This window comes from Rhodococcus (subgen. Prescottella) equi, from assembly GCF_003013675.1.
Taxonomy (GTDB): Bacteria; Actinomycetota; Actinomycetes; order Mycobacteriales; family Mycobacteriaceae; genus Prescottella; species Prescottella equi.
This window is the reverse complement of the sequence record NZ_CP027793.1, coordinates 4179336-4205450: the sequence shown is the minus strand read 5'-3', so window position 1 is coordinate 4205450 and position 26115 is coordinate 4179336. Positions and strand designations below refer to the sequence as shown.

General features: G+C 70.2%; 29 protein-coding genes. 27 read left to right on the top strand and 2 right to left on the bottom strand.

Annotated features, from left to right (window positions below; translation table 11 throughout):
- Window positions 1-36 precede the first annotated feature (36 nt).
- The 5 genes from C7H75_RS19605 (at window position 37) to C7H75_RS19585 (ending at window position 3944) form a co-directional block, all read left to right on the top strand.
- Entirely contained in the window at window positions 37-855 is an 819-nt protein-coding gene (locus C7H75_RS19605) for a CPBP family intramembrane glutamic endopeptidase (protein WP_233281798.1), read from the top strand.
- Window positions 856-1031: 176 nt separating this feature from the next.
- Window positions 1032-1274, top strand: a complete 243-nt coding sequence (locus tag C7H75_RS19600) for a helix-turn-helix domain-containing protein (protein WP_005518088.1) — start codon at window positions 1032-1034, stop codon at window positions 1272-1274.
- A gap of 210 nt (window positions 1275-1484) precedes the next feature.
- Window positions 1485-1586 (top strand): 30S ribosomal protein bS22, encoded by a 102-nt coding sequence (locus tag C7H75_RS19595; RefSeq protein WP_003402602.1) that lies wholly within the window; start codon window positions 1485-1487, stop codon window positions 1584-1586.
- Window positions 1587-1783: 197 nt separating this feature from the next.
- On the top strand, window positions 1784-2833 hold the full coding sequence (locus C7H75_RS19590; RefSeq protein WP_037084934.1) for an NAD-dependent epimerase/dehydratase family protein: 1050 nt from the start codon (window positions 1784-1786) through the stop codon (window positions 2831-2833).
- Window positions 2834-2912: 79 nt separating this feature from the next.
- Window positions 2913-3944 (top strand): lysophospholipid acyltransferase family protein, encoded by a 1032-nt coding sequence (locus tag C7H75_RS19585; protein ID WP_022597519.1) that lies wholly within the window; start codon window positions 2913-2915, stop codon window positions 3942-3944.
- Here the strand turns inward: C7H75_RS19585 and C7H75_RS19580 are convergent.
- Window positions 3902-5047 carry an HAD family hydrolase gene (locus C7H75_RS19580; RefSeq protein ID WP_037084938.1) on the bottom strand — a complete coding sequence of 382 codons (1146 nt, stop codon included), beginning with the start codon at window positions 5045-5047 and terminating at the stop codon, window positions 3902-3904. The genes C7H75_RS19585 and C7H75_RS19580 overlap by 43 nt on opposite strands.
- A gap of 191 nt (window positions 5048-5238) precedes the next feature.
- Between C7H75_RS19580 and C7H75_RS19575 the strand changes: the two genes are divergently transcribed.
- The 18 genes from C7H75_RS19575 (at window position 5239) to C7H75_RS19490 (ending at window position 20540) form a co-directional block, all read left to right on the top strand.
- On the top strand, window positions 5239-5502 hold the full coding sequence (locus C7H75_RS19575) for a glutaredoxin family protein (RefSeq protein ID WP_022597515.1): 264 nt from the start codon (window positions 5239-5241) through the stop codon (window positions 5500-5502).
- A gap of 209 nt (window positions 5503-5711) precedes the next feature.
- A complete protein-coding gene (locus C7H75_RS19570; protein ID WP_175280045.1) occupies window positions 5712-6509 on the top strand; it encodes a redox-sensing transcriptional repressor Rex in 798 nt (265 codons plus the stop codon).
- On the top strand, window positions 6506-7879 hold the full coding sequence (locus C7H75_RS19565; RefSeq protein ID WP_005518098.1) for a glutamyl-tRNA reductase: 1374 nt from the start codon (window positions 6506-6508) through the stop codon (window positions 7877-7879). The genes C7H75_RS19570 and C7H75_RS19565 overlap by 4 nt, the downstream gene beginning before the upstream one ends.
- On the top strand, window positions 7876-8880 hold the full coding sequence (hemC, locus tag C7H75_RS19560) for a hydroxymethylbilane synthase (protein ID WP_005518099.1): 1005 nt from the start codon (window positions 7876-7878) through the stop codon (window positions 8878-8880). The genes C7H75_RS19565 and hemC overlap by 4 nt, the downstream gene beginning before the upstream one ends.
- Before the next feature lie 72 nt (window positions 8881-8952).
- Window positions 8953-10518 (top strand): bifunctional uroporphyrinogen-III C-methyltransferase/uroporphyrinogen-III synthase, encoded by a 1566-nt coding sequence (locus C7H75_RS19555; RefSeq protein ID WP_005518100.1) that lies wholly within the window; start codon window positions 8953-8955, stop codon window positions 10516-10518.
- Window positions 10519-10535: 17 nt separating this feature from the next.
- Window positions 10536-11513: a porphobilinogen synthase gene (gene hemB / locus C7H75_RS19550; RefSeq protein ID WP_005518101.1), complete on the top strand. Its 978-nt coding sequence runs from the start codon at window positions 10536-10538 to the stop codon at window positions 11511-11513.
- Window positions 11510-12157 carry a hypothetical protein gene (locus C7H75_RS19545; protein ID WP_022597511.1) on the top strand — a complete coding sequence of 216 codons (648 nt, stop codon included), beginning with the start codon at window positions 11510-11512 and terminating at the stop codon, window positions 12155-12157. Before hemB ends, C7H75_RS19545 begins: the two co-directional genes overlap by 4 nt.
- Window positions 12158-12430: 273 nt before the next feature.
- The gene (locus C7H75_RS19540) at window positions 12431-12841 is read left to right on the top strand and encodes a hypothetical protein (RefSeq protein ID WP_005518103.1); all 411 of its coding nucleotides are present in this window, start codon (window positions 12431-12433) and stop codon (window positions 12839-12841) included.
- 28 nt (window positions 12842-12869) lie between these two features.
- Entirely contained in the window at window positions 12870-13379 is a 510-nt protein-coding gene (gene mce1N / locus C7H75_RS19535) for a transport-regulating membrane protein Mce1N (protein WP_232244775.1), read from the top strand.
- Entirely contained in the window at window positions 13376-13639 is a 264-nt protein-coding gene (locus C7H75_RS19530; RefSeq protein ID WP_013416996.1) for a hypothetical protein, read from the top strand. The genes mce1N and C7H75_RS19530 overlap by 4 nt, the downstream gene beginning before the upstream one ends.
- 1 nt (window position 13640) lies before the next feature.
- The gene (locus C7H75_RS19525; protein WP_013416995.1) at window positions 13641-13922 is read left to right on the top strand and encodes a metal-sensitive transcriptional regulator; all 282 of its coding nucleotides are present in this window, start codon (window positions 13641-13643) and stop codon (window positions 13920-13922) included.
- Window positions 13923-13956: 34 nt separating this feature from the next.
- Window positions 13957-14160, top strand: coding sequence for a heavy-metal-associated domain-containing protein (locus C7H75_RS19520; protein ID WP_081121024.1), 204 nt, complete (start codon window positions 13957-13959; stop codon window positions 14158-14160).
- Window positions 14160-16328, top strand: a complete 2169-nt coding sequence (locus tag C7H75_RS19515; RefSeq protein WP_106851714.1) for a heavy metal translocating P-type ATPase — start codon at window positions 14160-14162, stop codon at window positions 16326-16328. Before C7H75_RS19520 ends, C7H75_RS19515 begins: the two co-directional genes overlap by 1 nt.
- A 125-nt stretch (window positions 16329-16453) precedes the next feature.
- A complete protein-coding gene (locus tag C7H75_RS19510; protein ID WP_005518121.1) occupies window positions 16454-16687 on the top strand; it encodes a hypothetical protein in 234 nt (77 codons plus the stop codon).
- A gap of 108 nt (window positions 16688-16795) precedes the next feature.
- The gene (locus C7H75_RS19505; protein ID WP_106851712.1) at window positions 16796-17266 is read left to right on the top strand and encodes a hypothetical protein; all 471 of its coding nucleotides are present in this window, start codon (window positions 16796-16798) and stop codon (window positions 17264-17266) included.
- Window positions 17267-17377: 111 nt separating this feature from the next.
- Window positions 17378-18547 carry a PQQ-dependent sugar dehydrogenase gene (locus C7H75_RS19500; protein WP_106851711.1) on the top strand — a complete coding sequence of 390 codons (1170 nt, stop codon included), beginning with the start codon at window positions 17378-17380 and terminating at the stop codon, window positions 18545-18547.
- 12 nt (window positions 18548-18559) lie between these two features.
- Window positions 18560-19471, top strand: coding sequence for a cyclase family protein (locus C7H75_RS19495; RefSeq protein WP_084956181.1), 912 nt, complete (start codon window positions 18560-18562; stop codon window positions 19469-19471).
- Between the two features lie 262 nt (window positions 19472-19733).
- On the top strand, window positions 19734-20540 hold the full coding sequence (locus tag C7H75_RS19490; RefSeq protein WP_106851710.1) for a putative protein N(5)-glutamine methyltransferase: 807 nt from the start codon (window positions 19734-19736) through the stop codon (window positions 20538-20540).
- On the opposite strand, the gene C7H75_RS19485 is transcribed toward C7H75_RS19490, so the two are convergent.
- The gene (locus tag C7H75_RS19485; RefSeq protein WP_013416987.1) at window positions 20534-22456 is read right to left on the bottom strand and encodes an acyl-CoA dehydrogenase family protein; all 1923 of its coding nucleotides are present in this window, start codon (window positions 22454-22456) and stop codon (window positions 20534-20536) included. The two genes, C7H75_RS19490 and C7H75_RS19485, sit on opposite strands and share 7 nt — an antisense overlap.
- 148 nt (window positions 22457-22604) lie before the next feature.
- On the opposite strand from C7H75_RS19485, the gene hemL reads away from it, so the two are divergent.
- From hemL to C7H75_RS19465, 4 genes are read left to right on the top strand one after another with little or no spacing between them, the layout of a single operon-like run.
- Window positions 22605-23939 carry a glutamate-1-semialdehyde 2,1-aminomutase gene (gene hemL, locus C7H75_RS19480; RefSeq protein ID WP_005518130.1) on the top strand — a complete coding sequence of 445 codons (1335 nt, stop codon included), beginning with the start codon at window positions 22605-22607 and terminating at the stop codon, window positions 23937-23939.
- 56 nt (window positions 23940-23995) lie between these two features.
- Window positions 23996-24673: a histidine phosphatase family protein gene (locus C7H75_RS19475; protein ID WP_005518131.1), complete on the top strand. Its 678-nt coding sequence runs from the start codon at window positions 23996-23998 to the stop codon at window positions 24671-24673.
- Window positions 24670-25284 carry a TlpA disulfide reductase family protein gene (locus C7H75_RS19470; RefSeq protein ID WP_005518132.1) on the top strand — a complete coding sequence of 205 codons (615 nt, stop codon included), beginning with the start codon at window positions 24670-24672 and terminating at the stop codon, window positions 25282-25284. Before C7H75_RS19475 ends, C7H75_RS19470 begins: the two co-directional genes overlap by 4 nt.
- Window positions 25281-26108 (top strand): cytochrome c biogenesis CcdA family protein, encoded by an 828-nt coding sequence (locus C7H75_RS19465; RefSeq protein WP_005518133.1) that lies wholly within the window; start codon window positions 25281-25283, stop codon window positions 26106-26108. Before C7H75_RS19470 ends, C7H75_RS19465 begins: the two co-directional genes overlap by 4 nt.
- Window positions 26109-26115 lie beyond the last annotated feature (7 nt).

The following is a 26115-nucleotide window of genomic DNA, read 5'->3' as shown; positions in this document are numbered from 1 at the left end:
GCGCGAACAGGCATGCCGGAGTTCTACTGTTGCGCCGTGGACACACGCAATCGCGAGGCCTCGCCTCGAAGCACCGGACGTAGCCTCTCCTATGCGGCGTTCGCCGTGATCGTGGTCGTCTATCTGGCGATCATCCAGTTCGGCGGCCGACTGATCGGCAACTGGGCCGACGAGAGCGACACCCTGACCACCCGAGGGGTGTTCTTCACGATGGTGATCCCGCTCGGGATCGCCCTCGTCTTCACCTACGGCGTCGTCGCGGCACTCGGCTGGTGGCGTCCCGTCCTGAAGGACGACCGGCCCGTCAGCCGGTGGGTGTGGGCCGTGCCCGCCATCCTGTTGGTCGCGATCCTCGTCGGAATCGACTACAGCGCCCTGTCCGAGAAGGGGTGGCTGTTCGTGGTCGTCCTGCTCGTCGCCACCCAGTTCGTCGGGTGGGGTGAGGAGGGGATGTTCCGCGGCATCGGGGTGACGGTGCTGCGCCGGCACGGTCTCCGCGAGGGTCAGGTCGCGCTGTGGTCCAGCATCGTCTTCGGCCTGGTCCATCTGTCCAACGTCTTCGGGCACGGCGGCGCATCCGCGATCCCGCAGGCCGTCGTCGTCAGCCTGGCCGGCTACTTCTTCTACCTCATCCGCCGTGTCTCGGGCAGTAACGCGCTCAACTCGGTGATGCACGGCCTCTTCGACTTCGCGCTGTTGAGCGGCGCCGCCATCCTGCTGGACCAGGCGTTCTACCCCGGAACCCTCGCGCCCATCCTGGCCTATCCGGTGATCGCCATCCTGCTGCTCGTCAAGCGGCGGGACGTCGAACGGTCCGGGCACGCGGGCGCCGCGCCGGCCACCGTCCAGAGCTGACCGGCCGGATCCGGCGGCGGGCCTCGAGGGGCCGCCACCACCGCGATTGTCGATCTTGTTTGCAACACCCGTCGCATCAATCCCTCTGGTCCCGCTAAGCTCGTGTCAGCACGTGCGTGTCTGGTCCGCCGGAGGGGAAGCCGGCGGCGCGACACGTGCCGGAGGTAATTGAAGAGATGGGATCCATCGACAAACCTGACAGGTCCCTCCGGGGACAACAGGAAGGGCAGTCCGGTCTCGGCGGGACGCAGTTCCTCACGGTCGCGGAGGTCGCGGCCTTGATGAGGGTCTCGAAGATGACCGTGTACCGCCTGGTGCACAGCGGGGAACTCCCCGCGGTCCGTGTGGGGCGGTCGTTCCGTGTCCACGCGAAAGCTGTGCACGACTATCTGCAGACCTCGTATTTCGACGCCGGCTGACCCGTCGGAGCCGAAAAGGATGGGCCTCGGTTTTCGCCGAGGCGATCCGTCCCGGTACGATCGTTAGTCGTCGTACCAGCCAGCCGGTGTCGTCAGGCGCTGGGGTCGTGAAAGCGGCCATGGCAACGAGGCCTCAGCGCCAGAGGCAGACACAGGCGTACGTGACCGGCGTGCGCTGAACGCTAGAGAAGACTGTGAGGGACACCCACCATGGGTTCAGTGATCAAGAAGCGCCGCAAGCGTATGTCGAAGAAGAAGCACCGCAAGCTGCTCCGCCGCACGCGCGTCCAGCGTCGGAAGCTCGGTAAGTAAGAACTTGCACACGGATGCCCGTCACCTCGTGGTGGCGGGCATCCGTGTGTTCGGGGGCGGGCGTCGGCCCGCGCGGTGGGTGGCGTGTTGCCGGGACGTAAAGGCTCACGCGGAACCCTTGCCCCACCCCGCGGATTCGTTAGGCTCCCCGAAGGGGCGAATGGACGGGGGTAGCGGTGAGTCCTGACGATCGGGGTGTGCAGCCTCCCCGGGTGGTCCTGGTGACCGGCGCGAGCCGGTTCCCGGGAGGATTCCTGGTGTCACGGCTGGTCCAGGATCCGAGCATCGAGCGCGTCGTCGCGGTCGACGCCGTCTCACCCAGCAAGGACATGATGCGGCGGATGGGCCGGGCCGAGTTCGTGCGTGCCGACATCCGGAACTCGTTGATCGGCAAGGTGATCAGGGGCGCCGAGGTGGACACCGTGGTCCATGCGGCCACCGTCGCGCAGGCCCCGCGGTCGGGCAGTCGCGCAGCCATGAAGGACATGAACGTCATCGGCGCCATGCAGTTGTTCGCGGTGTGCCAGAAGTCGCCCAGCGTGCGCAAGGTGGTGCTGCGGTCGGCGTCGGCCGTGTACGGCGGCAGCCCCGGCGACCCGGCGAAGTTCACCGAGGAGATGGGGGCGCGCCGCCCACCGCGGGGCGCCTGGGCCCGTGACTGCATCGACATCGAGGGCTACGCGCGGGCGATGGGCCGACGTCGTCCGGACATCGCGGTCTCCATCCTGCGGCTCGCGCCGCTCATGGGCCCGCACCGGCACGGATGGGTGGCGCGATACCTGTCTTCCCCGATCGTGCCGAGAATCCTCGGCCGCGACGCCCGCATGCAGTTGCTGCACGAGGAGGACGCGCTGGCGGCGCTGCACCGCGCCACGGTCACCGGGCCCACCGGCACGTTCAACGTCGCCGGTGACGGGATCGTCATGATGTCGCAGGCCGTGCGCCGGGCCGGGCGCGTCGAGGTCCCGATGCCGTTCGCGCTCTTCCGCAGCGCCGGGCGGGCTCTGATGGGATCGCAGATGCGGTCCTTCACCCACGAGCAACTCGACTACTTCCACTTCGGGTGCGGGCTCGACACCACTCGGATGCGTGCGGAACTCGGATTCGAGCCGCGCTGGACCACCGTCGAGGCGCTCGACGACTTCGTGCGGGGCACCGGGTTGACCCCCGTGATCCGACCGGAGTGGGTCGACCGTGCCGAGGCCACGGCGCTCGGCGTCGTCGGGGCGGGCGGCGGGCGCAGGTGACGGCTCGGTACAGCGGGAAAGCCGAGGGTCGGAGTGCCGGGGGCCGGAATGCCGTGGGGTCGGAACGAAGGGGAGTGTCGTGAACGAGGTGGCCAAGGTGATCCCACTGCACGCGGACGCGCGCGCACGGTCGACGCGTGACCGGCCGGTGGACCCACGCCCGTCCCGTCCCGCGGCCGATCCCGGCACGCTCCCCGAACCGCCCTTCGCGGAGGACGTCGACCACGGCACACCACCGGCGGACGAGGCGCCGGGCAGCGGCCTGCGGGCCCGCGTCGCCGGTCAGGTGGCCGGTGCCGCCGAGTTCGCGCGCCGTCGGCTGGCCGGCGACTACGAGGTGGACGAATTCGGGTACGACCCGCACTTCGCCGACGGTGTGTTCCTCCCGGCGCTGCGTCCACTGTTCGAGAAGTGGTTCCGGGTCGAGGTCCGCGGTGTGGAGAACATCCCGGCCGACGGGGGTGCGCTCGTCGTCGCCAACCACGCCGGGGTGGTGCCGATCGACGCCCTCATGACGTCGGTCGCGGTGCACGACCATCACCCCCGGCACCGCGCACTGCGGATGCTCGCCGCAGACCTGGCGTTCGAGATGCCGGTCGTCGGCAACATCGCCCGCAAGGCCGGTCACACGCTCGCGTGCCACCCCGACGCCGAACGACTGCTGCGGAGCGGCGAGGTGGCAGCGGTGTTCCCGGAGGGCTTCAAGGGCATCGGCAAGCCGTTCTCCGAGCGGTACAAGCTGCAGCGGTTCGGCCGGGGCGGATTCGTCTCCGCCGCGATGCGCGCCGGTGTGCCGATCGTTCCCTGCTCGATCGTCGGATCCGAGGAGATCTACCCGAAGATCGGCGACATCGCACCGCTCGCGAGGCTGCTGAACATGCCGTACTTCCCGGTGACGCCACTGTTCCCGCACCTGGGTCCGCTCGGGCTGGTGCCGCTACCGTCCAAGTGGTTCATCGAGTTCGGGACGCCGATTCCCACCGACACCTACGACGCGGCGGAGGCCGACGATCCGATGGTGCTCTTCGAGGTCACCGACCACGTCCGGGAGATCATCCAGCAGACGCTCTACCGGCTGCTCGCGCAGCGCCGGAACATCTTCATGGGCTGACGCCCGGACTCCGACGCGGCCCTGTCGGCGACCAGTTGCGCCAGCAGCGCGCGTTCGCGACGGCGGCTGAGGATCGCCCCGACGGCACCGCCGACGGCGCCGAGCAGCAGTGCGGTCGGCACGCCGATCTTGGCGGCCTTGCGCCCGGTGCGGAAGTCGCGGACGTCCCAACCCCGGTTCTTCGCGAGCTCCCGCAGGTCCGCGTCGGGGTTGACCGCGACGGCGGTTCCCACCAGCGACAGCATCGGGACGTCGTTGTAGCTGTCCGAGTACGCGGTGCAGCGCTTGAGGTTGAGACCCTCACGCACCGCGAGGGTACGGACGGCGTGAGCCTTGCCGAGGCCGTGCAGGATGTCGCCGACGAGCCGGCCCGTGAAGACGCCGTCCTCGCTCTCCGCGACGGTGCCCAACGCGCCGGTCAGCCCGAGGCGCTTGGCGATCACCTGCGCCAGTTCGACCGGGGTGGCGGTCACGAGCCACACCTGCTGCCCGGCGTCGAGGTGCATCTGCGCGAGAGCACGGGTGCCCGCCCAGATCTTGTCGGCGATGACCTCGTCGTAGATCTCCTCGCCGAGACGGGCGAGTTCGGCGGTGGACCGTCCCGCGACGAACGACAGCGCCTTCTCCCGGCCCTCCGCGACGTCGTCGCTGTTCTCCTTGCCGGTGATGCGGAATTTGACCTGCTTCCACGCGAAGTCGACCAGGTCGGAGGTGCGAAGGTACTTACGGGCGGCGAGACCGCGCGCGAAGTGGATGATCGACGCGCCCTGCACCATCGTGTTGTCGACGTCGAAGAATGCCGCGGCGGTGAGATCTCGCGGAACGACGGGCGCGGTGGGAGGTTCGAGGACCTCGAGGTCCGGCGTGATTTCAGGTTCGACGGACTCGAGCGACGCCGCCGCCTCGGCGGCTTCCGCGGCCTCGGCGGCTTCGGCCTCCTGTATCGCGAGTGCGGCGTCGGCGCTCGCCTCGCCCGCGAGGTTGGCGCGCAGCTCGGCCTCGCTCGGGCCCAGCAGGTTACGGATCCTGCGGCGGCCCGGGCGCAGAATCCCGGACAGACCCACACCGAATCTCGCGCCGTTCGGCAGTGATCGTCCAGGCACTCGCACCTCCCGTGTCGAAGACAGCTCCGGCTCACCTCTGGCTCACCCTAGCCCGCGTGTCGATGCCGATCCCGCTGGATGGTCCGGCTGTCTGCGGCGTGTGATGTTCGTCTCGAAACGGAACGGTCCGGAACCCGCGGGGTGGGGCGCTCCCCGAATGCCGCCGCGAGCCTCGAGGAAGACTGGTGCGCATGGATCAGTCGCGACATCGGATCACTCTGCTCACTCGCGCCGGTTGCGGTGCCTGTCAGCCGGCGCGCGAGGTCCTCGACGTCGTCTGCCGCGACTTCGAACTGGAACTGACCTGCGTCGACGTCGACGAGGCCGCGGCCGAGAACCCTGATCTGCGCGCCGAGTACGGCGACCGCTTGCCGGTCGTCCTCCTCGACGGCAAGGAGCACAGCTACTGGGAGGTCGACGAGGACCGGTTGCGCGCGGACCTCTCGGCAGGCTGATTCCGGGCCTCGGGCGCCGCTCGCGCCGCCGAGTGGGAAGGGTCACGCCGGACCATCGGGTTCGGTCGCTTTGCAGGTGAGAGCACGTGTGAGGGCGGTCGAGCAACTTTGTGCATGGCTTCACAAGCGGTTACCGTGGTGTGAACAAACGCCCCGGACCTTCGCGTGAAGGCCGGGGTACACGGCCGACCGGACGAGGAACCATCGACGTGAGTGAACAGCACGAGACGCAGGGGGCAGTGACCCGCGGCGTTTCCGGGGCTGCTCCGTCCGCCTCCCGGCGTGGAACGCCTGCCGCTGCACAGCACCGCGACATCCCCCAGGCTACGGTGACGCGTCTCGCCACGTACCTGCGGGTCCTCGGACTGCTCGCGGACGAGGGCGCCATCATCGTCTCCAGCGAGGAACTCGCCACCGCGTCCGGCGTCGGATCGGCCAAGCTCCGCAAGGATCTGTCGTTCCTGGGGCCCAACGGCGTTCGTGGAGTCGGCTACGACGTCACGCGGCTGCGGGCGCGGATCGAATCGGCGCTCGGGCTGGATCGGGGCCACCGCGTGGTGCTGGTGGGGGTCGGCAACCTGGGGCGGGCGCTGGCCGGGTACGGCGGTTTCGATCGCCGCGGATTCTCGATGGTGGGTCTGTTCGACCGCGATCCCGCCCTGATCGGCGCCGACATCGGGGGCCTGACGGTCCGCGACGTCGCCGAGCTGGCCGACGCCTGCCGCGAACTCGACGCGACGATCGGCGTCATCGCGACCCCGGACAGTGCTGCGCAGGACGTGTGCGACCAGCTCGTCGGCGCCGGTCTGCGCTGCATCCTCAGCTTCTCCCCGCTCACGCTGGAGATCCCCGATCACGTCGAGATGCGCCGGGTGGATCTCGCGATGGAAATGCAGGTGCTCTCCTTCAACCTGGCGCGTAACGAGGAACAGTCTCCCCAGCAGGTCTCCGCTGCATCCGTGGCGGTTGGCGCTTCGACCAGAAACGGATCGGTGATCAGGCCGTGAGTGTGCTTCTCGTCGGGATCTCGCACCGCAGTGCTCCCGTCTCCGTCCTCGAGCGGATCGCGGTGACCGACACCGACCGTCCGAAGCTGACCGACAGGATGCTCGCCTCGGCGCACATCTCCGAGGCGATGATCGTCTCGACGTGCAACCGCATCGAGATCTATGCCGTCGTCGACGCCTTCCACGGCGCGCTCACCGAGATCGGTGACCTGCTGTCCGCGCATTCCGGACTCGATCTGACCGAACTGCACAAGCACGCGTACGTCCGGTACAGCGAGGCAGCCGCCGAGCACCTCTTCGCGGTCGCCAGTGGTCTCGATTCGATGGTCATCGGCGAGCAGCAGATCCTCGGTCAGATCCGTACCGCCTACGCGGCCGCCGACGCGCAGCAGGCCGCGGGCCGCGCGCTGCACGAGTTGGCGCAGCAGGCGCTGCGGGTCGGCAAGCGTGTGCACTCCGAGACCGGGATCGACGCCGCGGGCGCGTCCGTGGTGTCCGTCGCCCTCGACCGCGCCGCCGGGATCCTCGGCGACGGCGGACTCGTCGGCCGCACCGCCGTCGTCCTCGGCGCCGGTGCGATGGGCAGCCTGTCGGTCGCGCACCTCACCCGCGCCGGCATCGGACGCATCCTCGTCGTCAACCGGACCCGCGAGCGGGCCGAGCACCTCGCCGCCACCGCGGTGGGCAACGGCGTCGACGCGGTCGCGATGGACTTCGACGACCTCTCCGACGCGATGGCCCAGTCCGACGTCCTGGTCACCTGTACCGGCGCGGTCGGTTCCGTCGTCACGCTCGCCGACACGCACCGCGCCCTCGCGGCGCCGGAGCGCGAGCCGAACCGCCCGCTCGTGATCTGCGACCTGGGCCTGCCGCGCGACGTCGAACCCGCCGTCGCCGGACTGCCCGAGGTGGTCGTGCTCGACATGGCTGCGCTGCAACGGGATCCGGCTGCCGGTGCCGCCGCATCCGACGCCGACGCCGCCCGCGCCATCGTCGCCTCCGAGCTGTCCCAGTACCTGGCCTCGCAGCGCCTCGCCGAGGTCACCCCGACCGTCACCGCGCTGCGTCAGCGCGCGGCGGAGGTCGTCGAGGCCGAACTGCTGCGCCTCGACTCCCGCCTGCCGGGGCTCGAGGACCCACAGCGCGACGAGGTCGCGCGCACCGTCCGGCGCGTCGTCGACAAGCTGCTGCACGCCCCGACCGTGCGGGTCAAGCAACTCGCGTCCACCCCCGGCGGCGACACGTACGCTGCGGCGCTGCGCGAACTGTTCGAGCTGCGCCCCGGATCGGCGGAGGCGGTTGCCGCGCCGATCGATCTGGGCGATTTCGCCTCCGGACCCGACACCACAGGAAAGGATGCGCAGGCATGAGCACCGATGCGGCCGCGTCGCCGGCCACCGACCTGAACGTCGGTCCGGACTCCCGCACCCTGCGGATCGGCACGCGAGGCAGTCTGCTCGCGACCACGCAGGCCGGCCACGTGCGCGATGCGCTGATCGCCGCCGGACACCCCGCCGAGCTGGTGATCATCAAGACCAAGGGTGACGTCACCGCCGGACCGGTGCAGCGCATCGGTGTCGGCGTGTTCGTCGCCGAACTCCGCGAGGCGCTCGTCGCCGGCGAGGTCGACGTCGCGGTCCACTCCTACAAGGACCTGCCCACCGCGCAGCCCGACGATCTGACGATCGCCGCGGTCCCGACCCGTGAGGATCCGCGTGACGCACTCGTCGCCCGCGACGGCCTGGTGCTCGGCGAGCTGCCGCCCGGATCGCGGATCGGCACGTCGGCGCCCCGTCGCCGCGCGCAGCTTCGCGCGATGGGCCTGGGGCTCGAGATCGAGCCGCTGCGCGGCAACATCGACACCCGCCTCGGCAAGGTCGCGTCGGGAGAGCTCGACGCGATCGTGATCGCCCGCGCCGGCCTGTCCCGCATCGGCCGGACCGAGCGCATCACCGAGACGCTCGAGCCGGTCCAGATGTTGCCCGCGCCGTCGCAGGGCGCGCTGGCCGTCGAGTGCCGCTCCGACAACCCGGATCTCATCGCGATTCTCGGTGAGCTCGACGATCACGCCACCCGTGCCGCGGTGGTCGCCGAACGTGCGCTGCTCGCCGAGCTGGAGGCCGGCTGCACCGCCCCGGTGGGAGCGATCGCCGAGGTCGTCGAGTCGCTCGACGACGACGGCAGAGTTTTCGAGGAACTGTCCATCCGCGGCTGCGCCGCCGCGATCGACGGCTCCGATGTGATTCGGGCGTCCCTGGTGGGGTCGCCCGAGCGTGCCGACGAGTTGGGGCGTGCGGTTGCACGGGAACTCCTCGACCTGGGTGCACGCGATCTGATGACGATTGCCGAGGACGGTGATGCCGATGCTTGACCTGGTTGCCCCGAGGCCCGATTTCACGCTTTCTATTACCTATCGACATGAGACCGCACTGGAGAACTACCGATGAGCCGAGTCCGTAAGAACAGCCCCGGACGGATCCTCTTTGTGGGATCGGGACCCGGTGATCCGGCGCTGCTCACCGTCCGCGCGCACGACGTGCTCGCGTCGGCCGCGCTGGCGTTCACCGATCCCGACGTGGACAAGGGCGTGACCGCGCTCGTCGGCACCGCGCTCGGCCGCGACCCGGAGACCGATCTGCCGATCGCCGAGGTCCGCCCTGCGCTGGGCGAGCCCGCCGAGGTCGCCAAGACCCTCGTCGCCGAGGCCAAGAACGGCCACGACGTGGTCCGGCTCGTCTCGGGTGACCCGTTGACCACCGACTCGGTGATCGCCGAGGTTTCGGCCGTCGCCCGCACCCAGGTCGTGTTCGAGGTGCTGCCCGGTCTGCCGTCCGGATCCGCCGTCCCCAGCTACGCCGGCATGGCGCTGGGCTCGGGCCACACCGAGGCCGACGTCCGCGGCGAGGTCGACTGGGCCGCGCTGGCCGCCGCCCCCGGCCCGCTGGTGCTGCACGCGACGTCCGCGCACCTGGCCGAGACGGCGAGCGCGCTGGTCGAACACGGCCTCGCCCCGCAGACCCCGGCCGCGATCACCGTCCGCGGCACCACCCGTCAGCAGCGCACCGTCGAGGCCACCCTCGCGACGCTCAACGACGCTGGTTCCGAGCTGGTGGGTCCGCTGATCGTCACGGTCGGCAAGGTGGTCTCGCAGCGCAACAAGATGTCGTGGTGGGAGTCGCGCGCACTGTACGGCTGGACCGTCCTGGTGCCGCGCACCAAGGAGCAGGCCGCCGACATGAGCGACCGCCTCGTCACGCACGGCGCCATCCCGATCGAGGTGCCGACCATCGCGGTCGAGCCGCCCCGCAGCCCGGCGCAGATGGAGCGCTCGGTCAAGGGTCTGGTCGACGGCCGCTACCAGTGGGTGGTGTTCACCTCCACCAACGCGGTCCGCGCGGTGTGGGAGAAGTTCGAGGCGTTCGGTCTGGACGCCCGCGCGTTCTCGGGCGTGAAGATCGCGTGCGTCGGTGAGGCCACGGCCGAGAAGGTGCGCTCGTTCGGCATCACCCCCGAACTGGTCCCGTCGGGTGAGCAGTCCAGCGAGGGCCTGCTGGCCGACTTCCCCCCGTACGACGAGGTGTTCGACCCGGTCAACCGCGTCCTGCTGCCCCGCGCCGACATCGCCACCGAGACGCTCGCCGAGGGTCTGCGCGAGCGCGGCTGGGAGATCGACGACGTCACCGCGTACCGCACCGTCCGGGCGGCACCGCCGCCGGCCGAGACCCGCGAGATGATCAAAACGGGTGGCTTCGACGCGGTGTGCTTCACGTCGTCGTCGACGGTGCGCAACCTGGTCGGCATCGCCGGCAAGCCGCACGCCCGCACGATCGTCGCGTGCATCGGGCCCAAGACCGCGGAGACCGCGATCGAGTTCGGTCTGCGCGTCGACGTCCAGCCGGAGACGGCGCAGATGGGACCGCTCGTCGAGGCACTGGCCGAGCATGCGGCCCGGCTGCGCGCCGAGGGCGCGCTGCCGCCTCCGCGTAAGAAGTCCCGCGCCCGCCGCTGATCCACCTCGGGAGAGCCGTGTTTCCAGTTCACCGTCCTCGTCGTCTGCGGGGCACGCCCGCGTTGCGTCGCCTCGTCGCCGAGACGTCGCTCGAGCCACGGCATCTCGTGCTCCCGATGTTCGTGGCCGACGGCATCGACGAGCCGCGTCCGATCTCGTCGATGCCGGGCGTCGTCCAGCACACGCTGGACTCGCTGCGGAACGCGGCGACCGACGCGGTCGCGGCCGGCGTGGGCGGGCTCATGCTCTTCGGCGTTCCGCGGGACGAGGACAAGGACCCGGACGGCTCGGGTGCCACCGATCCGGACGGGATCCTCAACCGCGGTCTGGCCGCGTTGAAGGCCGAGCTCGGTGACGCGACGGTTCTGATGGCGGACACGTGCCTCGACGAGTTCACCTCGCACGGGCACTGCGGTGTGCTGACCTCCGACGGCCGCGTCGACAACGACGCGACGCTGGCTCGCTACGTCGACATGGCGGTGGCGCAGGCCGACGCCGGCGCCCACCTGCTCGGCCCCAGCGGCATGATGGACGGCCAGGTCGCCGCGATCCGTGCGGGGCTCGACGCCGCCGGCCACACCGACGTCGGGCAGCTGGCGTACTCGGCGAAGTACGCGTCGGCCTTCTACGGCCCGTTCCGGGAGGCCGTCGGCTCCTCGCTCGAGGGCGACCGCCGCACCTATCAGCAGGATCCGGCGAACCGCCGCGAGTCGCTGCTCGAGGTGGACCTCGACCTCGCCGAGGGCGCCGACCTGGTGATGGTCAAGCCCGCGATGTCGTATCTCGACGTGCTGCGCGAGGTCGCCGACCGCTCGACCGTCCCGGTGGCGGCGTACCAGATCTCCGGCGAGTACGCGATGATCACGGCTGCCGCGCAGAACGGCTGGATCGACCGGGACGCCGCGGTGCTCGAGTCGCTGCTGAGCATCCGCCGCGCGGGCGCCGACATCGTGCTCACCTACTGGGCGGCCGAGGCCGCGGGGTGGCTGGCATGACCGGACAGTGGCCGCCGCCGCAGCAGCCCGGTCAGCCCGACCAGTGGCCCGGCACCCCGCAGTACCCGTCGGGCCCGCCCCAGTACCCGGGACAGCCGCAGGGGCAGTACCCGATGCCGCCGGTCCAGCAGGAGAAGCGCCCGGTCCCGGCCGACGTCCTGACGGCGTTCCAGCTGTGGTTCGTCGTCGCGGCGCTGGGCGTGGTGTACCTGGTCGCGGCACTGCTGTTCGTGCACAGCGACCGGGCGTCGTTCGTCGACCAGCTGATGGACGAGTTCGCCAAGCAGCAGATCGATCCGCTGCCGACGCGCGCGGAGGTCGACCAACTCCTGACGCTGGGCCTGGTCGCCACGGGTGTCATCCTGACGCTGGTACTCGGCGGGCTGACGATTCTGTTCGCGTTCAAGATGCGCAAGGGCAAGAACTGGGCCCGCATGTTGCTCACCATGGCCGGCGTGTTCACGGTCTTCTCCGCGTTGCCGACGGTGTTCGGCGCCGGGCAGGGGAGCGGGACCGCCGCGCTGCTGATGGGCGGCGCGGGAATCCTGCAGGCGGTGGCCGCGATCGGCGCGATCGTGCTGATGCACCGCAAGGAATCCAACGCATACTTCCTGAACCTGCCGCCCGCTCCGCCCGCGCGCTGAGCGGTTCGCCCGATTCGATCTTCCAGCCCCTCCGCTGTAATGTGAATCGAGTCACATGAACAGGGTGTCGGGTCAGGCTCCAGGGGGTTGGAATGCGCGTCGAACATCGGACCGGTGGGCGACGGGAACTGGTGTGGATCGCGTTGGTCGCACTGTTCGGAATCGCGACGTTGCTGTTGTTGATCGTGCCGGGCGTCCTCGCTGCATGACGTCCTCGGCCGCTCGCGCGACCTCGGTGATGCGCCGGCCTGCGCGCTGCCCCAGGATGGGGTCGTGATCGAACGTTCCCCGCGCCCGGTGTCGGTCGCCTACTGGATCTGGGTGCTGTGCGCCGCCGTGATGGTGCTGCTCGGTCTGCTCGCGGCGACGACGTCCGCCGACGCGATCCGCGGTCGCCTCGATTCCGACGTCGACTCGTTCGTCTGGTTGCTGCGCGGCATCGGCATCGGGTCCGTCGTGTTCGGTGTCGCCATCGGGTTCCTCGCAGCGCCCGTGCGCGCGGGAGATCGCCGCCTGCGGACGGTTGTCGCGGTGTTGTGTGGCGTGTTCGCGCTGGCCGTCGTCGCGATGGTGGCGATCGGTGTCGTCGCCCCGGTGCTGCTGACGATTCCGGTGCTGCTGACGGTGGCGACTGTGCTGGTTTACCGGGAGGGTGCGCGTGAGTGGTTCGAGCACAGTGCCTGAATCGAACGGAGTGCCTGAATCGAACGGAGTGCCTGAGCCGAACGAAGTGCCCGAGGCTGGCGACGCGGTGACGCCGCTGTTCCTCGAGGAGGGCGCCCGCTGGCGGACGGTGGCGTACGGCCCCGTCTTCTGTGTGATCGCGCTCGTGATCGAACTGGCGACCGGGCCGGTGGTGCACTGGTTCGCGCTGACACTGTTCGCCGCGATCCTGGCCGGCATCGTCTCGGTGCAGGTGGCCGCGGCGCGGCGGCACGTGAGCGTGCTCTTGACCGACTCGCTGCTGCGACAGGGCGCCGAAGAGGTGCCACTCGACGAGATCGACGAGGTGCTCCCGGAGGCGGATCCGTATGCGGACGAACCGCAACCGTGGGAGAGCGCGCGCAGCCTCGGCGAGCTGTCGGCGGTGCCGCGCCGCCGCACCGGCATCGGCCTGCGCCTGCGGGACGGCAGCCTCGCGCAGGCGTGGGCGCGTGACGACGAGGGATTGCGAGCCGCTCTGACCGCGGCTGTCGCGCGTGCGAAGGGTGCCGGGTCGTGAACCGGGCTGCCCTGGTGCCGGTCGCAGAGTCGGTGGGGGTCCTCGCGCTGCTCGCCGTCGCGGTGTGGTGCTGGGCGCGCGGCGTGACGGACCACGAGTTCGCGCCCGTCGTGCCGGATGGGCCCGCCTTCACCTCCACGGACTATTCGGGTCCCTGGATCGCGGCAGCGTTCGTCGCGGTACTGGTGGCGGGACTGCTGGTGTGCGACGTCGCACGCCGTCGCCGCCGCGCGAGTACCCGTAGGGGGTATCATGGCTGACATGAACGGATACAGCCCGCAGCAGGAAGACCTGCTCAAGCGCCTGCGGCGCATCGAGGGCCAGGTGCAGGGCATCTCGCGGATGATCGCGGACGACCGCTACTGCATCGACGTCCTCACCCAGGTGTCGGCCGCGACGTCTGCTCTGCAGTCGGTCTCGCTCAAGCTGCTCGAGGCGCACCTGGCGGGTTGCGTCGTCGAGGCCGCGAAGAAGGGCGGCCCGGAGGCGGACGCCAAGGTCAAGGAAGCGTCCGACGCCATCGCGCGCCTGGTGCGATCCTGAGTCCGATGCGATTCTGAACTTCGGGAGGTCTTCGATGGAACACACGTACCTCGTCAAGGGCATGACCTGTCAGCACTGCGCGGCCGCGGTCACCGAGGAGATCAGCGAACTGTCCGGAGTCACGAGCGTCGACGTGGACGTCGACTCCGGCCGGGTCGTGGTGGAGAGCGAGTCCCCGCTGGACACCATCGCCGTCGCCGCGGCAGTGACCGAGGCGGGCTACGACCTGGTCCTGTAGTGACCACCACCGCACCGCGCACGGTCGAACTCGACGTCGGGGGCATGACGTGCGCGTCGTGCGCGGCACGAATCGAGCGCAAGCTCGGCAAACTCGACGGGGTCACCGCCACCGTCAACTACGCCACCGAGCAGGCGCACGTCGAGTATCCCGACGGCATGCCGTTGCAGGATCTCATCGACGTCGTCGAGAAGACCGGATACACGGCCGCGGTGGCGGCTCCCGAGGAGCCGGTCGAGACGGACGAGGGTCGCGACCGCCTCGGGGCCAGGCTCACGATCGCGGCCGCCGCATCGGTTCCGGTGGTCGTGGTGTCGATGATCCCGTCGCTGCAGTTCGACTACTGGCAGTGGATCGCGTTCGCCCTCACCACCGTGGTCGTGTTCTGGTGCGGCTACCCGTTCCACCGTGCCGCCGCCGTCACCGCCCGGCACGGGATGGCGACGATGGACACCCTCGTCTCGCTCGGCACGCTCGCCGCGTACGGATGGTCGACGTGGGCGCTGGTGTCCGGTACCGCCGGGCGCATCGGGATGACGCACGCGTTCACGTTCCGGCCCGGCGCGCACGATCCCTCCGGGCAGATCTACCTCGAGGTCGCCGCCGGGGTCACCACCTTCCTGCTCGCCGGCAGGTACGCCGAGTCGCGGGCCAAACGTCGTTCCGGAGCCGCGCTGCGCGCCCTGCTCGAGGTGGGCGCCAAGGACGTGTCGGTGCTGCGCGACGGCGTCGAACAGCGGATTCCGGTGTCGGCGTTGCGGGTCGGCGACGAGTTCGTGGTGCGGCCGGGGGAGAAGATCGCCACCGACGGGCAAGTCGTGCGCGGTCGCGCGGCCGTCGACACCTCGATGCTCACGGGCGAGTCCGTACCCGTCGAGGTCGGCGAAGGCGACACCGTCGTCGGGGGCACGCTCGACACCGACGGCCTGCTCACGGTGCGGGCCGACCGCGTCGGATCCGACACCCGATTGGCGCACATCGCGAAACTGGTGACCGAGGCGCAGAGCGGCAAGGCGCACGCGCAGCGTCTCGCGGACCGGGTCTCGGCGGTGTTCGTGCCGGTAGTGCTGACCATCGCGGCGGCGACCCTCACGGTGTGGCTGCTTCTCGGACATCAGGCCACCGAGGCGTTCACCGCCGCGGTCGCGGTCCTGATCGTCGCGTGCCCGTGCGCGCTCGGTCTGGCGACACCCACCGCGCTGCTCGTCGGCACCGGGCGCGGCGCCCAGATGGGAATCCTCATCAAGGGCCCCGAGGTGCTCGAGCAGACCCGACGCATCGAGACCGTCGTCCTCGACAAGACCGGCACCGTCACCACCGGCCGGATGGAGTTCGAGGGCGTGATCGCGGCACGGGGGGAGGATCGGGACAGGGTGCTGGCGCTGGCCGCCGCTGTCGAATCCGGATCGGAGCATCCGGTCGCGCAGGCGATCGTGCGCGCGGTGCCGGCACCGCTGACCGTCACCGGATTCGTGAACCGCCCCGGTGTCGGCGTCGAGGGTGTCGTCGACGGTCACGACGTCCGTGTCGGACGTGCCCAGGGCGCCGTTCCCGCGGAGGTGCAGAGCCGGCTGCCCGACGGCCGGACATCGGTGATCGTGTCGTGGGACGGCCGGGTACGGGGCGCGCTGGTCGTCGCCGACGCCGTCAAGCCCACCAGCGCAGAGGCGATCCGCGAGATCCGCGGTCTCGGGATGACGCCGGTCCTGTTGACCGGCGACAGCGAGGCCGTCGCGACCGCCGTCGCGCGTGAGGTCGGCATCGACCGGGTGATCGCCGAGGTGCTGCCCGACCGGAAGGCGGCGACGATCGCCCGACTGCGCGAGGACGGCGCCGTGGCGATGGTCGGCGACGGCGTCAACGATGCCGCAGCGCTCGCCACTGCAGACGTCGGGATCGCGATGGGTACGGGCACCGATGCGGCGATCGAGGCGAGCGACCTGACACTCGTGCGCGGCGACCTGCGGTCGGTGCCCGACGCCATCCGGTTGTCTCGGCGCACGCTCGCCACCATCAAGGGAAACCTGTTCTGGGCGTTCGCCTACAACGTCGCGGCGATCCCGTTGGCGGCGACGGGACTGCTCAACCCGATGATCGCAGGCCTGGCGATGGCGCTGTCGTCGCTGTTCGTCGTCGGCAACAGTCTGCGGTTGCGGCGTTTCCGCTGACCGAGACCGGTCCGGACGACATCACAGGTATGGAACCGGTCGGCAGTGGGTACCGAACCTGTGCAGGGTCCCGCACCGCAGTGGTCACCAGGGACCGTCGTCGTCCGTTCGGGAGGTTGCCGCCGATGAGTTCGGTGAGAACGCAGGTTGCCGCGAATCGTGGGCTGTCGTGGGCCGAGGACTCGGCCACGGACGAGGATCCGGCGTCCACGCCGGGCTGGCTGCTCGGTGTGGCCGCGTCGGTGGTGCCCGGCGCCGTGACGATGCTGCTGGGGCGCTCGGTCCTCGAAGCCGTCACCGTCGTCGCGCTCACCGCCCTTGTCGTCGCGGCGTCGGCGCTCCTGCTGCCCTCCCGCTGAACGGTCGGCCGTGTTCGGAATTGGTTGCGGTGCAGACCGTTACGGGTCGACCGAGCGTCGGGGTCCGTTGCCCGGCAGAAATGCCCCAGCGGTGCGAGACTCGATGTCATGAACAGGAACAGGATCGCCTCCGCAATCATGATCGCCGCTGCCACAGTCGGTTTCGCCACAGCGTGCAGCAACGACGACAACGACTCGACCGACGCATCGGTGACGGCGTCGGCCACGACGACCGCCTCGTCGGCGTCGGACGACCTCGGAGACAAGGCTTCCGAGATGGCGAGCTCGGCGTCGAGTGCTGCGTCCAGCGTGGCCTCCCAGGCCGGTGACGCCGTCGACAGTGCCAAGCAGGCGGCGTTCGTCGCTACCTTCCGTGCCTCGTATTCGGACCTGGCGACCGATCGCGACGACGACTCGATCAAGGCGATCACCGAGGACACGTGCGCGCTCCGCGAGAAGGGTGCGACCGACGACGAATTGAAGGAAGCGGTCAAGGGTCTCGCGGCCAACGGCACGACGGTTCCGTCCGACGAGCAGGCCTCGCGCATCCTCGACATGGCTGTGGCCGCCTGTGCCTGATCGCCCGCTCGTTGCGGCCGCCGTCGGATCGTCTGCCGGCTTCGGACCGACTCGTCGGTTACTCCGCGTAGGGTGAGCGGCACATCACCGGCAGACAGGGAGGGGTCTTTCGTGCGCAGGTCGACGCTCGGAGCAGGAGCTGCCGTCGCGGCAGCGATCATCGGAATCGGGGTCGCGCCGACAGCGTGTGCCGAACCGGCGCCGCCACTTCAGGTCACCACGGTGATGGACGGCCTCGCGAAGCCCTGGGACGTGGTGGTCGCGCCCGACGGCGCGATCCTCACGGGTGAACGTGCCGGACGCTTCGTCGTCAAGCGTCCGGACGGCACCGTCGGGGAGATGACCGCGGACCTGTCGGACCTGTACGCGGAGGGCGAGACCGGGCTGATGGGTATCGCGCTCGCCTCGGATTTCGCGACGAGTCGCACCGTCTACACGTGTCAGGGACACCGGCAAGCGGGCGGGGGTTCGCTCGGGGCCGGTTCGCTCGGGAGCGCGGACGCCGGCACCGACATCCGCGTCGTGTCGTGGACGGCAGACCCGGAGTGGACGACGCTGTCCCGCACCGGGGATGTTCTCACGGGGATTCCGACCGGTGCGGGCGGCCGCCACGGCGGGTGCCGAATCCTCGCGCATCCGGACGGCACGCTCTACATCGGCACGGGGGACACTGCGAGCCCCACGGTCCCGCAGGATCGGAACTCGCTGGGCGGCAAGGTGTTGCACGTCGACGCCGACGGCTCACCCGCGGCGGGGAACCCGTTCCCGGACAGTCCGGTCTTCACGCTCGGGCATCGGAACGTGCAGGGCCTGGCCTTGCAGCCGGGCACCGGGCGTATCTACGGCATCGAGCAGGGCACCAGCCGGGACGACGAAGTGAACCTGCTCGATGCCGGAAACAATTACGGCTATCGACCCGATCGGGCGCCGTTCATCTACGACGAGAGCGTTCCGATGACCGATCCGGTCCGTGTTCCCGGCGCGGTCGCCGCGGTGTGGAGTTCGGGCGCGCCCACTCTCGCCACCCCGGGCGGCACCTTCGTCTCCGGCGCCGCATGGGGGGAGTGGGACGGCGCACTGGCCGTGACCACCCAGCAGGGCCGGGAGATGCTGCTGTTGAAGCTGACCGCGGACGGAACAGCGGTGACGGAGACGGACTCCGTGCTCACCGATCAGGGGCGCCTCCGGTCGGCCACCCGGATGCCCGACGGCAGCCTGCTCGTGACCACCGACAACGGCACCGGCGACAAGGTGCTCCGCGTCGCTCCCACCACGTCGTAGGAGCAGTAGGTCGTGTGTGCTCCCGAGGTGATGACGCATGTGCACCGGACGATCGGGGAGGGCGGGCCGAGGGTGACCCGACGGGGACTCCTGGGCGCCGCAGGCCTGGCGGCACTGGGCGGGGTACTGGCTCCGCGCGCCGCTGTGGCCACGCCCGCAGAGCCTGCGATCTCGATCCGGGCGCGCTCGGTGGTCGATCTGACGCACACTCTCACTCCCGATTTCCCGGTGTGGCCGGGGAGCGAGTCCTTCACGATGGCACCGGTCGTCGTGATCGATCCGAGCCCCCTCGGCTCCGTTGCAGGTGTACTGGGTGGATCGTCCGGCCCGGCGCGCGGCGAGTTCCACGTCAACCGCGTCTCGTACTGCGAACACGTCGGAACCCACATCGACGCGCCTGCCCACAAGATCGTGGGCGGTCGCACGGTCGAGGAACTACCGATCGAGGACTTCGTCGCGCCCATCGCCGTCGTGGACATCTCGGAGCGAGCCCGCACCGACGCTGACGCGGTGCTGACGGTTGCCGACATCGAGGCGTGGGAGCGCGCACACGGGCGGCTGCCCGCCCGATCACTGGTTGCAATGAACTCCGGTTGGGCGGCGCATGTCGCCAACCCGCGTAAGTACGTGGGCCTGGATGCGACCGGGACCCCGCACTCGCCGGGATTCGACCCCGACGCGGTCTCCTTCCTCGTCGAGGAACGCGACATCGTGGCGATCGGCGTCGACACACTGAGCCTGGACGCCGCGCGCAGCCGCACCTACGGCGCCCACGTGGCGGCCCTCGGCGCGGGCAAGTACGGCATCGAATCCCTCGCGAACCTGTCCGCGCTGCCGCCGGCAGGGGCGACCGTGGTGGTCGGGGCGCCCAAGCATCGCGGCGGATCCGGCGGGCCGTGCCGGGTGCTGGCGTTCGTGGACTGACCGGACGGGCAGCAGGCCCGGTAGCTCACCCCGCCCGGAATCCCGCGATAAGTGCGCAAAACGCGGGAACCTGCGCCCGGAATCCCGCGATAAGTGCGCGAAACGCGGGAACCTGCGCCCGGAATCCCGCGATAAGTGCGCAAAACGCGGGACGGGAGGGGTGGGTCGAGGCGGGTCGGGCTGGGCCGAATCGTTGGGAGAAGCGCCGCGAGCCGCGGTAGTCTCGCCGGACGAGCCTCTTCGGTATCTCGAAAGGCGTTTCGTGCGAACTCCTGAACCCGACATTCCGCATCTCGCGCTGGCGACGGTCGTTGCGACGCTGCGCGCGGCCGGATGCGTGTTCGCCGAAGACGAGGCGCGCCTTCTGGTCGCGGAGGCGGCGCGCGCCGGAGACCTGGCTGGGATGGTCGAACGTCGCTCCGCCGGTGTGCCCCTCGAGCACGTCCTCGGTTGGGTCGAGTTCTGCGGCCGGCGAATCGACATCGAACAGCGCGTGTTCGTGCCGCGTCGACGGACCGAACTTCTGGTGCAAGAGGCTGCGGCACTGGTGGATCAGGGCGACGTCGTCGTCGACCTGTGCTGCGGGTCCGGCGCGGTGGGAGTCGCGATCGCTGCCGATTCACCCGGTGTCGAACTCCATTCCGCCGACCTCGATCCCGTCGCAGTCAGGTGCGCGCGCCGCAACGTGGAACCGGTCGGCGGGCACGTGCACGAGGGAGACCTGTTCGACGCACTGCCCGAGGAACTGCGGGGGCGCGTCGACGTCGTGGTCGCCAACGTCCCCTACGTGCCCAGCGATGCGATCGCGCTGATGCCGCCGGAGGCGCGCGATCACGAACCGCGTGCGGCGCTGGACGGCGGCCCCGACGGCCTGGACGTTCAGCGGGCCGTGGCGGAAGCGGCGCCGCGCTGGCTGAGCCCCGGCGGGCGTCTGCTGGTGGAGACCAGCATCCACCAGGCGTCCAGCTCGGTCGGGATATTCACGCGCGCAGGACTTCTCGCGCAGATCGTCCATTCCGACGAGCTGGACGCCACCGTGGTCGTGGGAACCCGGCCGGCCGACTACTGACCGTCGAGCATGGCGGCGCCCGCGAGGGCGTCGGGCACACCGAGGCCGTCGACGAGGGTGGCCGCGTGCGGGCGCAGCGTCCGGCAGCGTTCGTTGATGCCGCGGCGGACCGCCTTGGCGCGTTCGACGGAGAGCAGGCGATGCTCCATGAACCACGCCTTGTCGTCGTCGATCACGGTGAGCGCGAACAGGTCGCACAGTTCGCTCAGCAGGTCGCGCGCGGCCTCGTCCTCGCACTCGTCGATGCCCGCGATGAACGCCTCGAGCACCACCCGGTCGATGTGGGCGCGGGCCGCGTGCAGCACATGGTCCTGCACGAAGTTGAAGGCGTCGAAGGGGTCGTCCTCACGCTTGCGGGCGGCCTGCAGGCGCCGCGCGGCGGTCGCGAGCAGATACTCCTCGCGGTCCTCGAACATCGTCAACTGGGTGCCGCGGTTGAAGAGGCTGCCGTCCTCCTCGTTGTCCTGGCGGGTGTCGAGAATCGTCTGGATGATCTGCTGCGCTGCCGTGCGAGAGCGGACCGCGTCACCGAAAGCGCTGGCGGCGAACGCCATCCACTCGACGGGGCTCATCCCGCGCACCTCGTCGGCGTACTTGGTGAGCAGCTCCTTCGCGACCAGCTGGGTGAGCACCGTGTTGTCGCCCTCGAAGGTGGTGAACACGTCCGTGTCGGCCTTGAGGGCCGTGAGGCGGTTCTCGGCGAGATAACCGGCACCGCCGCACGCCTCCCGGCACTCCTGGATCGCCCGCGTGGCGTGCCACGTGTTCGCGGCCTTGAGCCCCGCGGCCCGCGACTCGAGTTCGCGCTGCTCGGCGGAGTCGACCTCGTCGGCGGTCTGGATGTCGTGCATCTTCGCGACGAGTTCGTTCTGCGCGAACCCGAGTGCGTAGGCGCGGGCGATGTGCGGGAGCAGGCGCTGCTGGTGGACCAGGTAGTCCATGATCGGCACCTCGGGATCCGGCGTCGCGTCGTCCCCACTCGGCGCGCTGAACTGCTTGCGCTGCAACGCGTACCGGGTGGCGATCGTGAGGGCGACCCGCGCCGCTGCGGCCGCCGAGCCCCCCACCGTGATCCGCCCGCGCACGAGCGTGCCGAGCATCGTGAAGAAGCGGCGGTTCTCGTTCTCGATCGGCGACGAGTACACGCCGTCGGCGTCCACGGACCCGTACCGGTTCAGTAGGTTGGTCCGCGGCACCCGGACGTGGTCGAACATGATGCGCCCGTTGTCGACTCCGGGCAGACCGCCCTTGAGGCCGCAGTCCGACGTCGTCACCCCAGGCAGGTCGTTGCCGTCGGCGTCGCGGATCGGCACCAGCAGGCAGTGCACGCCGTGCGACTCGTCCCCGACCACCAACTGCGCGAACACCGCCGCCACGCGGGCGTGCTCGGCCGCGCCGCCGATGTAGTCCTTGCGCGACGACGGGGTGGGGGAGTGGACCACGAACTCGTCGGTGGCGGCGTCGTAGGTGGCGGTGGTCTCGAGGCTCTGCACGTCGCTGCCGTGCCCGGTCTCGGTCATCGCGAAGCAGCCCAGTAACTCGAGGTCGATCATCGGGCGCAGGAACTCGGCGTGATGGTCCTCGGTGCCGAGGTTCTCGATCGCGCCGCCGAACAGACCCCACTGCACGCCGGCTTTCACCATGAGCGACAGATCCGACATCGCGAGCATCTCGATGGCGGTCACCGCCGCGCCCGGGTCCGCGCCGCTACCGATCTCGACGCCGAAGCCTCGGTCGACGAAGCCGCCGGTCGCGAGGACCCGCATCTGTTCGAGTGTCTTCGCCCGAGCCTGCGCGATGTCGGGGGTGTAGTGCGGCCGGAACTCGTCCGTCGACAGGTCGATCCGGGCCTTCTCGCGCACCTCCGCCCATCGGCCGTCGAGGGTGCTTCGCAGATGATCCGCAGTGGTCGCCATGACCCGACGGTAATGCGCTCCGGCGGGTCCTGCCCGGGAACTGCCCGGCACCCGACCTGCGTGAACGGACACAACGAGCCGATGTGATTCCGGCCACCTCCTACACCCTGTCGTTGGCAAATTCGACAGAACTGGGACACTGGAAACCGTGACTGCTGCCTCCAGCGGGTCCGGCCTCGGACCCGATCTTCGTGACGCCCGTTCCGCCCAACTCTTCGACCGGGCGTCCAGGGTGATCCCGGGCGGCGTGAACTCCCCCGTTCGGGCGTTCGGTTCGGTCGGCGGCGCACCCCGGTTCATCGAGAAGGCGTCCGGTTACACCCTCACCGACGTCGACGGCAACGACTACGTCGACCTGGTGTGCTCGTGGGGTCCGATGATCCTGGGACACGCGCATCCGGCCGTCGTCGAGGCCGTGCAGAAGGCCGCGACCACCGGTCTGTCGTTCGGTGCCCCCACCGAGGGCGAGATCGCGCTCGCGGAGGAGATCGTCTCCCGCGTCGCGCCCGTCGAGCAGGTCCGCCTGGTCAACTCCGGCACCGAGGCCACCATGAGCGCCGTGCGGCTGGCCCGCGGCTTCACCGGCCGGTCCAAGATCGTCAAGTTCTCCGGCTGCTACCACGGCCACGTCGACGCCCTGCTCGCCGACGCCGGTTCGGGCCTGGCCACGTTCGGGCTGCCCACGTCGCCCGGTGTGACCGGCGCGCAGGCCGAGGACACCATCGTCGTGCCCTACAACGACCTCGAGGCGGTGCGCGCCGCGTTCGCCGCGAATCCCGGCGAGATCGCGTGCGTCATCACCGAGGCCGCCGCCGGCAACATGGGCGCGGTGGCGCCGCTGCCCGGCTTCAACGAGGGCCTGCGCGCACTCACCTCCGAGCACGGTGCGCTGCTGATCATGGACGAGGTCATGACCGGGTTCCGCGTCAGCCGTTCCGGTTGGTACGGCCGCGACGGCGTCGCCGGTGACCTCTACACGTTCGGCAAGGTGATGAGCGGTGGCCTCCCGGCCGCCGCGTTCGGCGGTCGCGCCGACGTCATGGCCAAGCTCGCCCCCGCCGGCCCCGTCTACCAGGCCGGCACGCTCTCCGGTAACCCCGTCGCCGTCGCCGCGGGCCTGGCGAACCTGCGCGCCGCCGACGACGCCGTCTACGCCGCGCTCGAGCGCAACGCGCAGACCCTGGGCACGCTGCTCGGTGACGCGCTCACCGCCGAGGGCGTCCCGCACCGGGTCCAGTACGCAGGGACGCTGGTCAGCGTGTTCTTCACCGAGAACCCCGTCACCAACTACGCCGAGGCCAAGGCCGCGGACACGTGGCGCTTCCCGGACTTCTTCCATGCTCTGCTCGCGCGCGGCATCTACGCGCCGCCGAGCGCGTTCGAGGCATGGTTCGTCTCGTCGGCCCTCGACGACGACGCCTTCTCGAAGATCGCCGACGCCGCACCGCACGCGGCGAAGGCCGCCGCCGCAGCCCAGAACTGACCAGACCCGGATCGACCGGACACCGGCCGACCGACCGAAACGCAGGGACCACCACCGTGACCGACGCCGACAACGCGAGCGCTGCCGACACCTCCGACAACTCCGAGACCCGGACCATCGTTCACGTGCTCCGGCACGGCGAGGTCCACAACCCGAGCGGCATCCTCTACGGACGCCTCCCGAACTTCCGGCTGTCGGAGAACGGCGAGTCGCAGGCCCGTGCCGTCGCGTCGGCGCTCGCGGACCACGACATCACCCACGTCGTCGCGTCGCCGCTGCAGCGCGCACAGGAGACCGCTGCGCCGATCGCGGAGAAGCACGGCCTGCAGATCGCGACGGACGCCAACCTCATCGAGGCCGCCAACGACTTCGAGGGCCTCAAGGTGGCCGTCGGCGACGGTGCGCTGCGCCGCCCGCGGCACTGGTGGAAGCTGCGCGACCCGTTCACGCCGTCGTGGGGCGAGCCCTACCTGCAGATCGCGCACCGCATGCTCGCCGCGGTCAACACCGCGCGTGTCGCCGCGGTCGGCCACGAGGCCGTGTGCGTGAGCCACCAGCTGCCGGTGTGGACGCTGCGGCGTTTCCTGCAGGGCGAGCGCCTCTGGCACGACCCCCGCAACCGTCAGTGCGGTCTCGCATCCCTGACGTCCTTGGTCTACGAGGGCGACACCCTCGTCGACATCGTCTACTCCGAGCCGGCCGGATCGTCGGACCCGAGGGTGACCGGAGCATGAAGTTCCCGTCCCTCCGACTGGCGGCCGCGGCGTGCTCGCTGGTTGTCGCGGCCACCGTCGCGGGCTGCGCGACCGGTGACGACGCCGTCGCGCAGGGCGGCACGTTCGTCTTCGTCTCGCCCGGCGGCAAGACCGAACTGTTCTACGATCCGCCGTCCGAGCGCGGCGCCGTCGGCAAGGTGTCCGGCGAGGACCTGATGACGGACGGCAAGACCACGTCGCTCACCGACTACGAGGGCCAGGTCGTCGTGCTCAACGTGTGGGGCCAGTGGTGCGGACCGTGCCGTGGTGAGGCCGACGATCTCGAGAAGGTCTACGAGAACACCAAGGACATGGGCGTCCAGTTCCTCGGAATCAACGTGCGGGACCACACCAAGGACAAGGCGCAGGACTTCGTCGTCAACAACAAGGTGGGCTACCCGTCCATCTACGACCCCGAGATGAGGACGCTCCTCACCCTCGGTAAGAACTACCCGACCAGCGTCATCCCCACCACGATCGTGCTCGACCGCGAGCACCGGGTGGCCGCGGTGTTCCTCAAGGAGTTGCTGGTCGAGGATCTCCAACCGGTCGTGGAGCGGATCGCACAGGAACCGCAGGACCAGGGATGACCGCCGATACCGTCCTCCTCGCAGGTGTCGGCGACAGCTTCCAGTCGGCGGCGGCGAGTGGACCGCTCCTGCTCGCGTTGGGCGCCTGCGTGCTCGCGGGCCTCGTGTCGTTCGCATCACCGTGCGTCGTCCCGCTCGTGCCCGGCTACCTGTCGTACCTGGCCGGTGTCGTCGGCGCCGACGCTCCCGCCGTGTCGGAAGCGGAAGCCGCCACCCGCACCAGGACGCTGCGCGACGGACGCTTGCGGGTGGCCGGAGCTGCGGGACTGTTCGTCGCGGGCTTCACGGTCGTGTTCGTGCTGGCCACGGTGTCGGTGTTCGGCGCGATCGAGGCGCTCGCCCTCAACCGCGACGTGCTGCAGCGGGTCGGCGGTGTCGTGACGATCGTGATGGGCCTGGTGTTCATCGGCCTGGTCCCCGCGCTGCAGAAGGACACGCGGATGGAGCCGCGCCGCATCTCGAGCCTGGCGGGCGCCCCGCTGCTCGGCGGTGTGTTCGCGCTCGGCTGGACGCCGTGCCTGGGCCCGACGCTCGCGGGCGTCATCTCGGTCGCGTCCGGCACCGAGGGCGCGACCGCGGCCCGGGGTGTCGCGCTGATCGTGGCGTACTGCCTCGGTCTGGGTCTGCCGTTCGTGATCGTCGCGCTCGGTTCGGCGCGCGCGCTGCGCGGCGTCGGCTGGCTGCGTCGAAACACCCGGACCATCCAGATCATCGGCGGAATCATGTTGGTGGCTGTCGGCATCGCGCTGGTCACCGGAGCGTGGGACCAGTTCGTCGGCTGGGTCCGTGACGCATTTATCTCGGAGGTGACCCTGCCGATATGACGGTTCG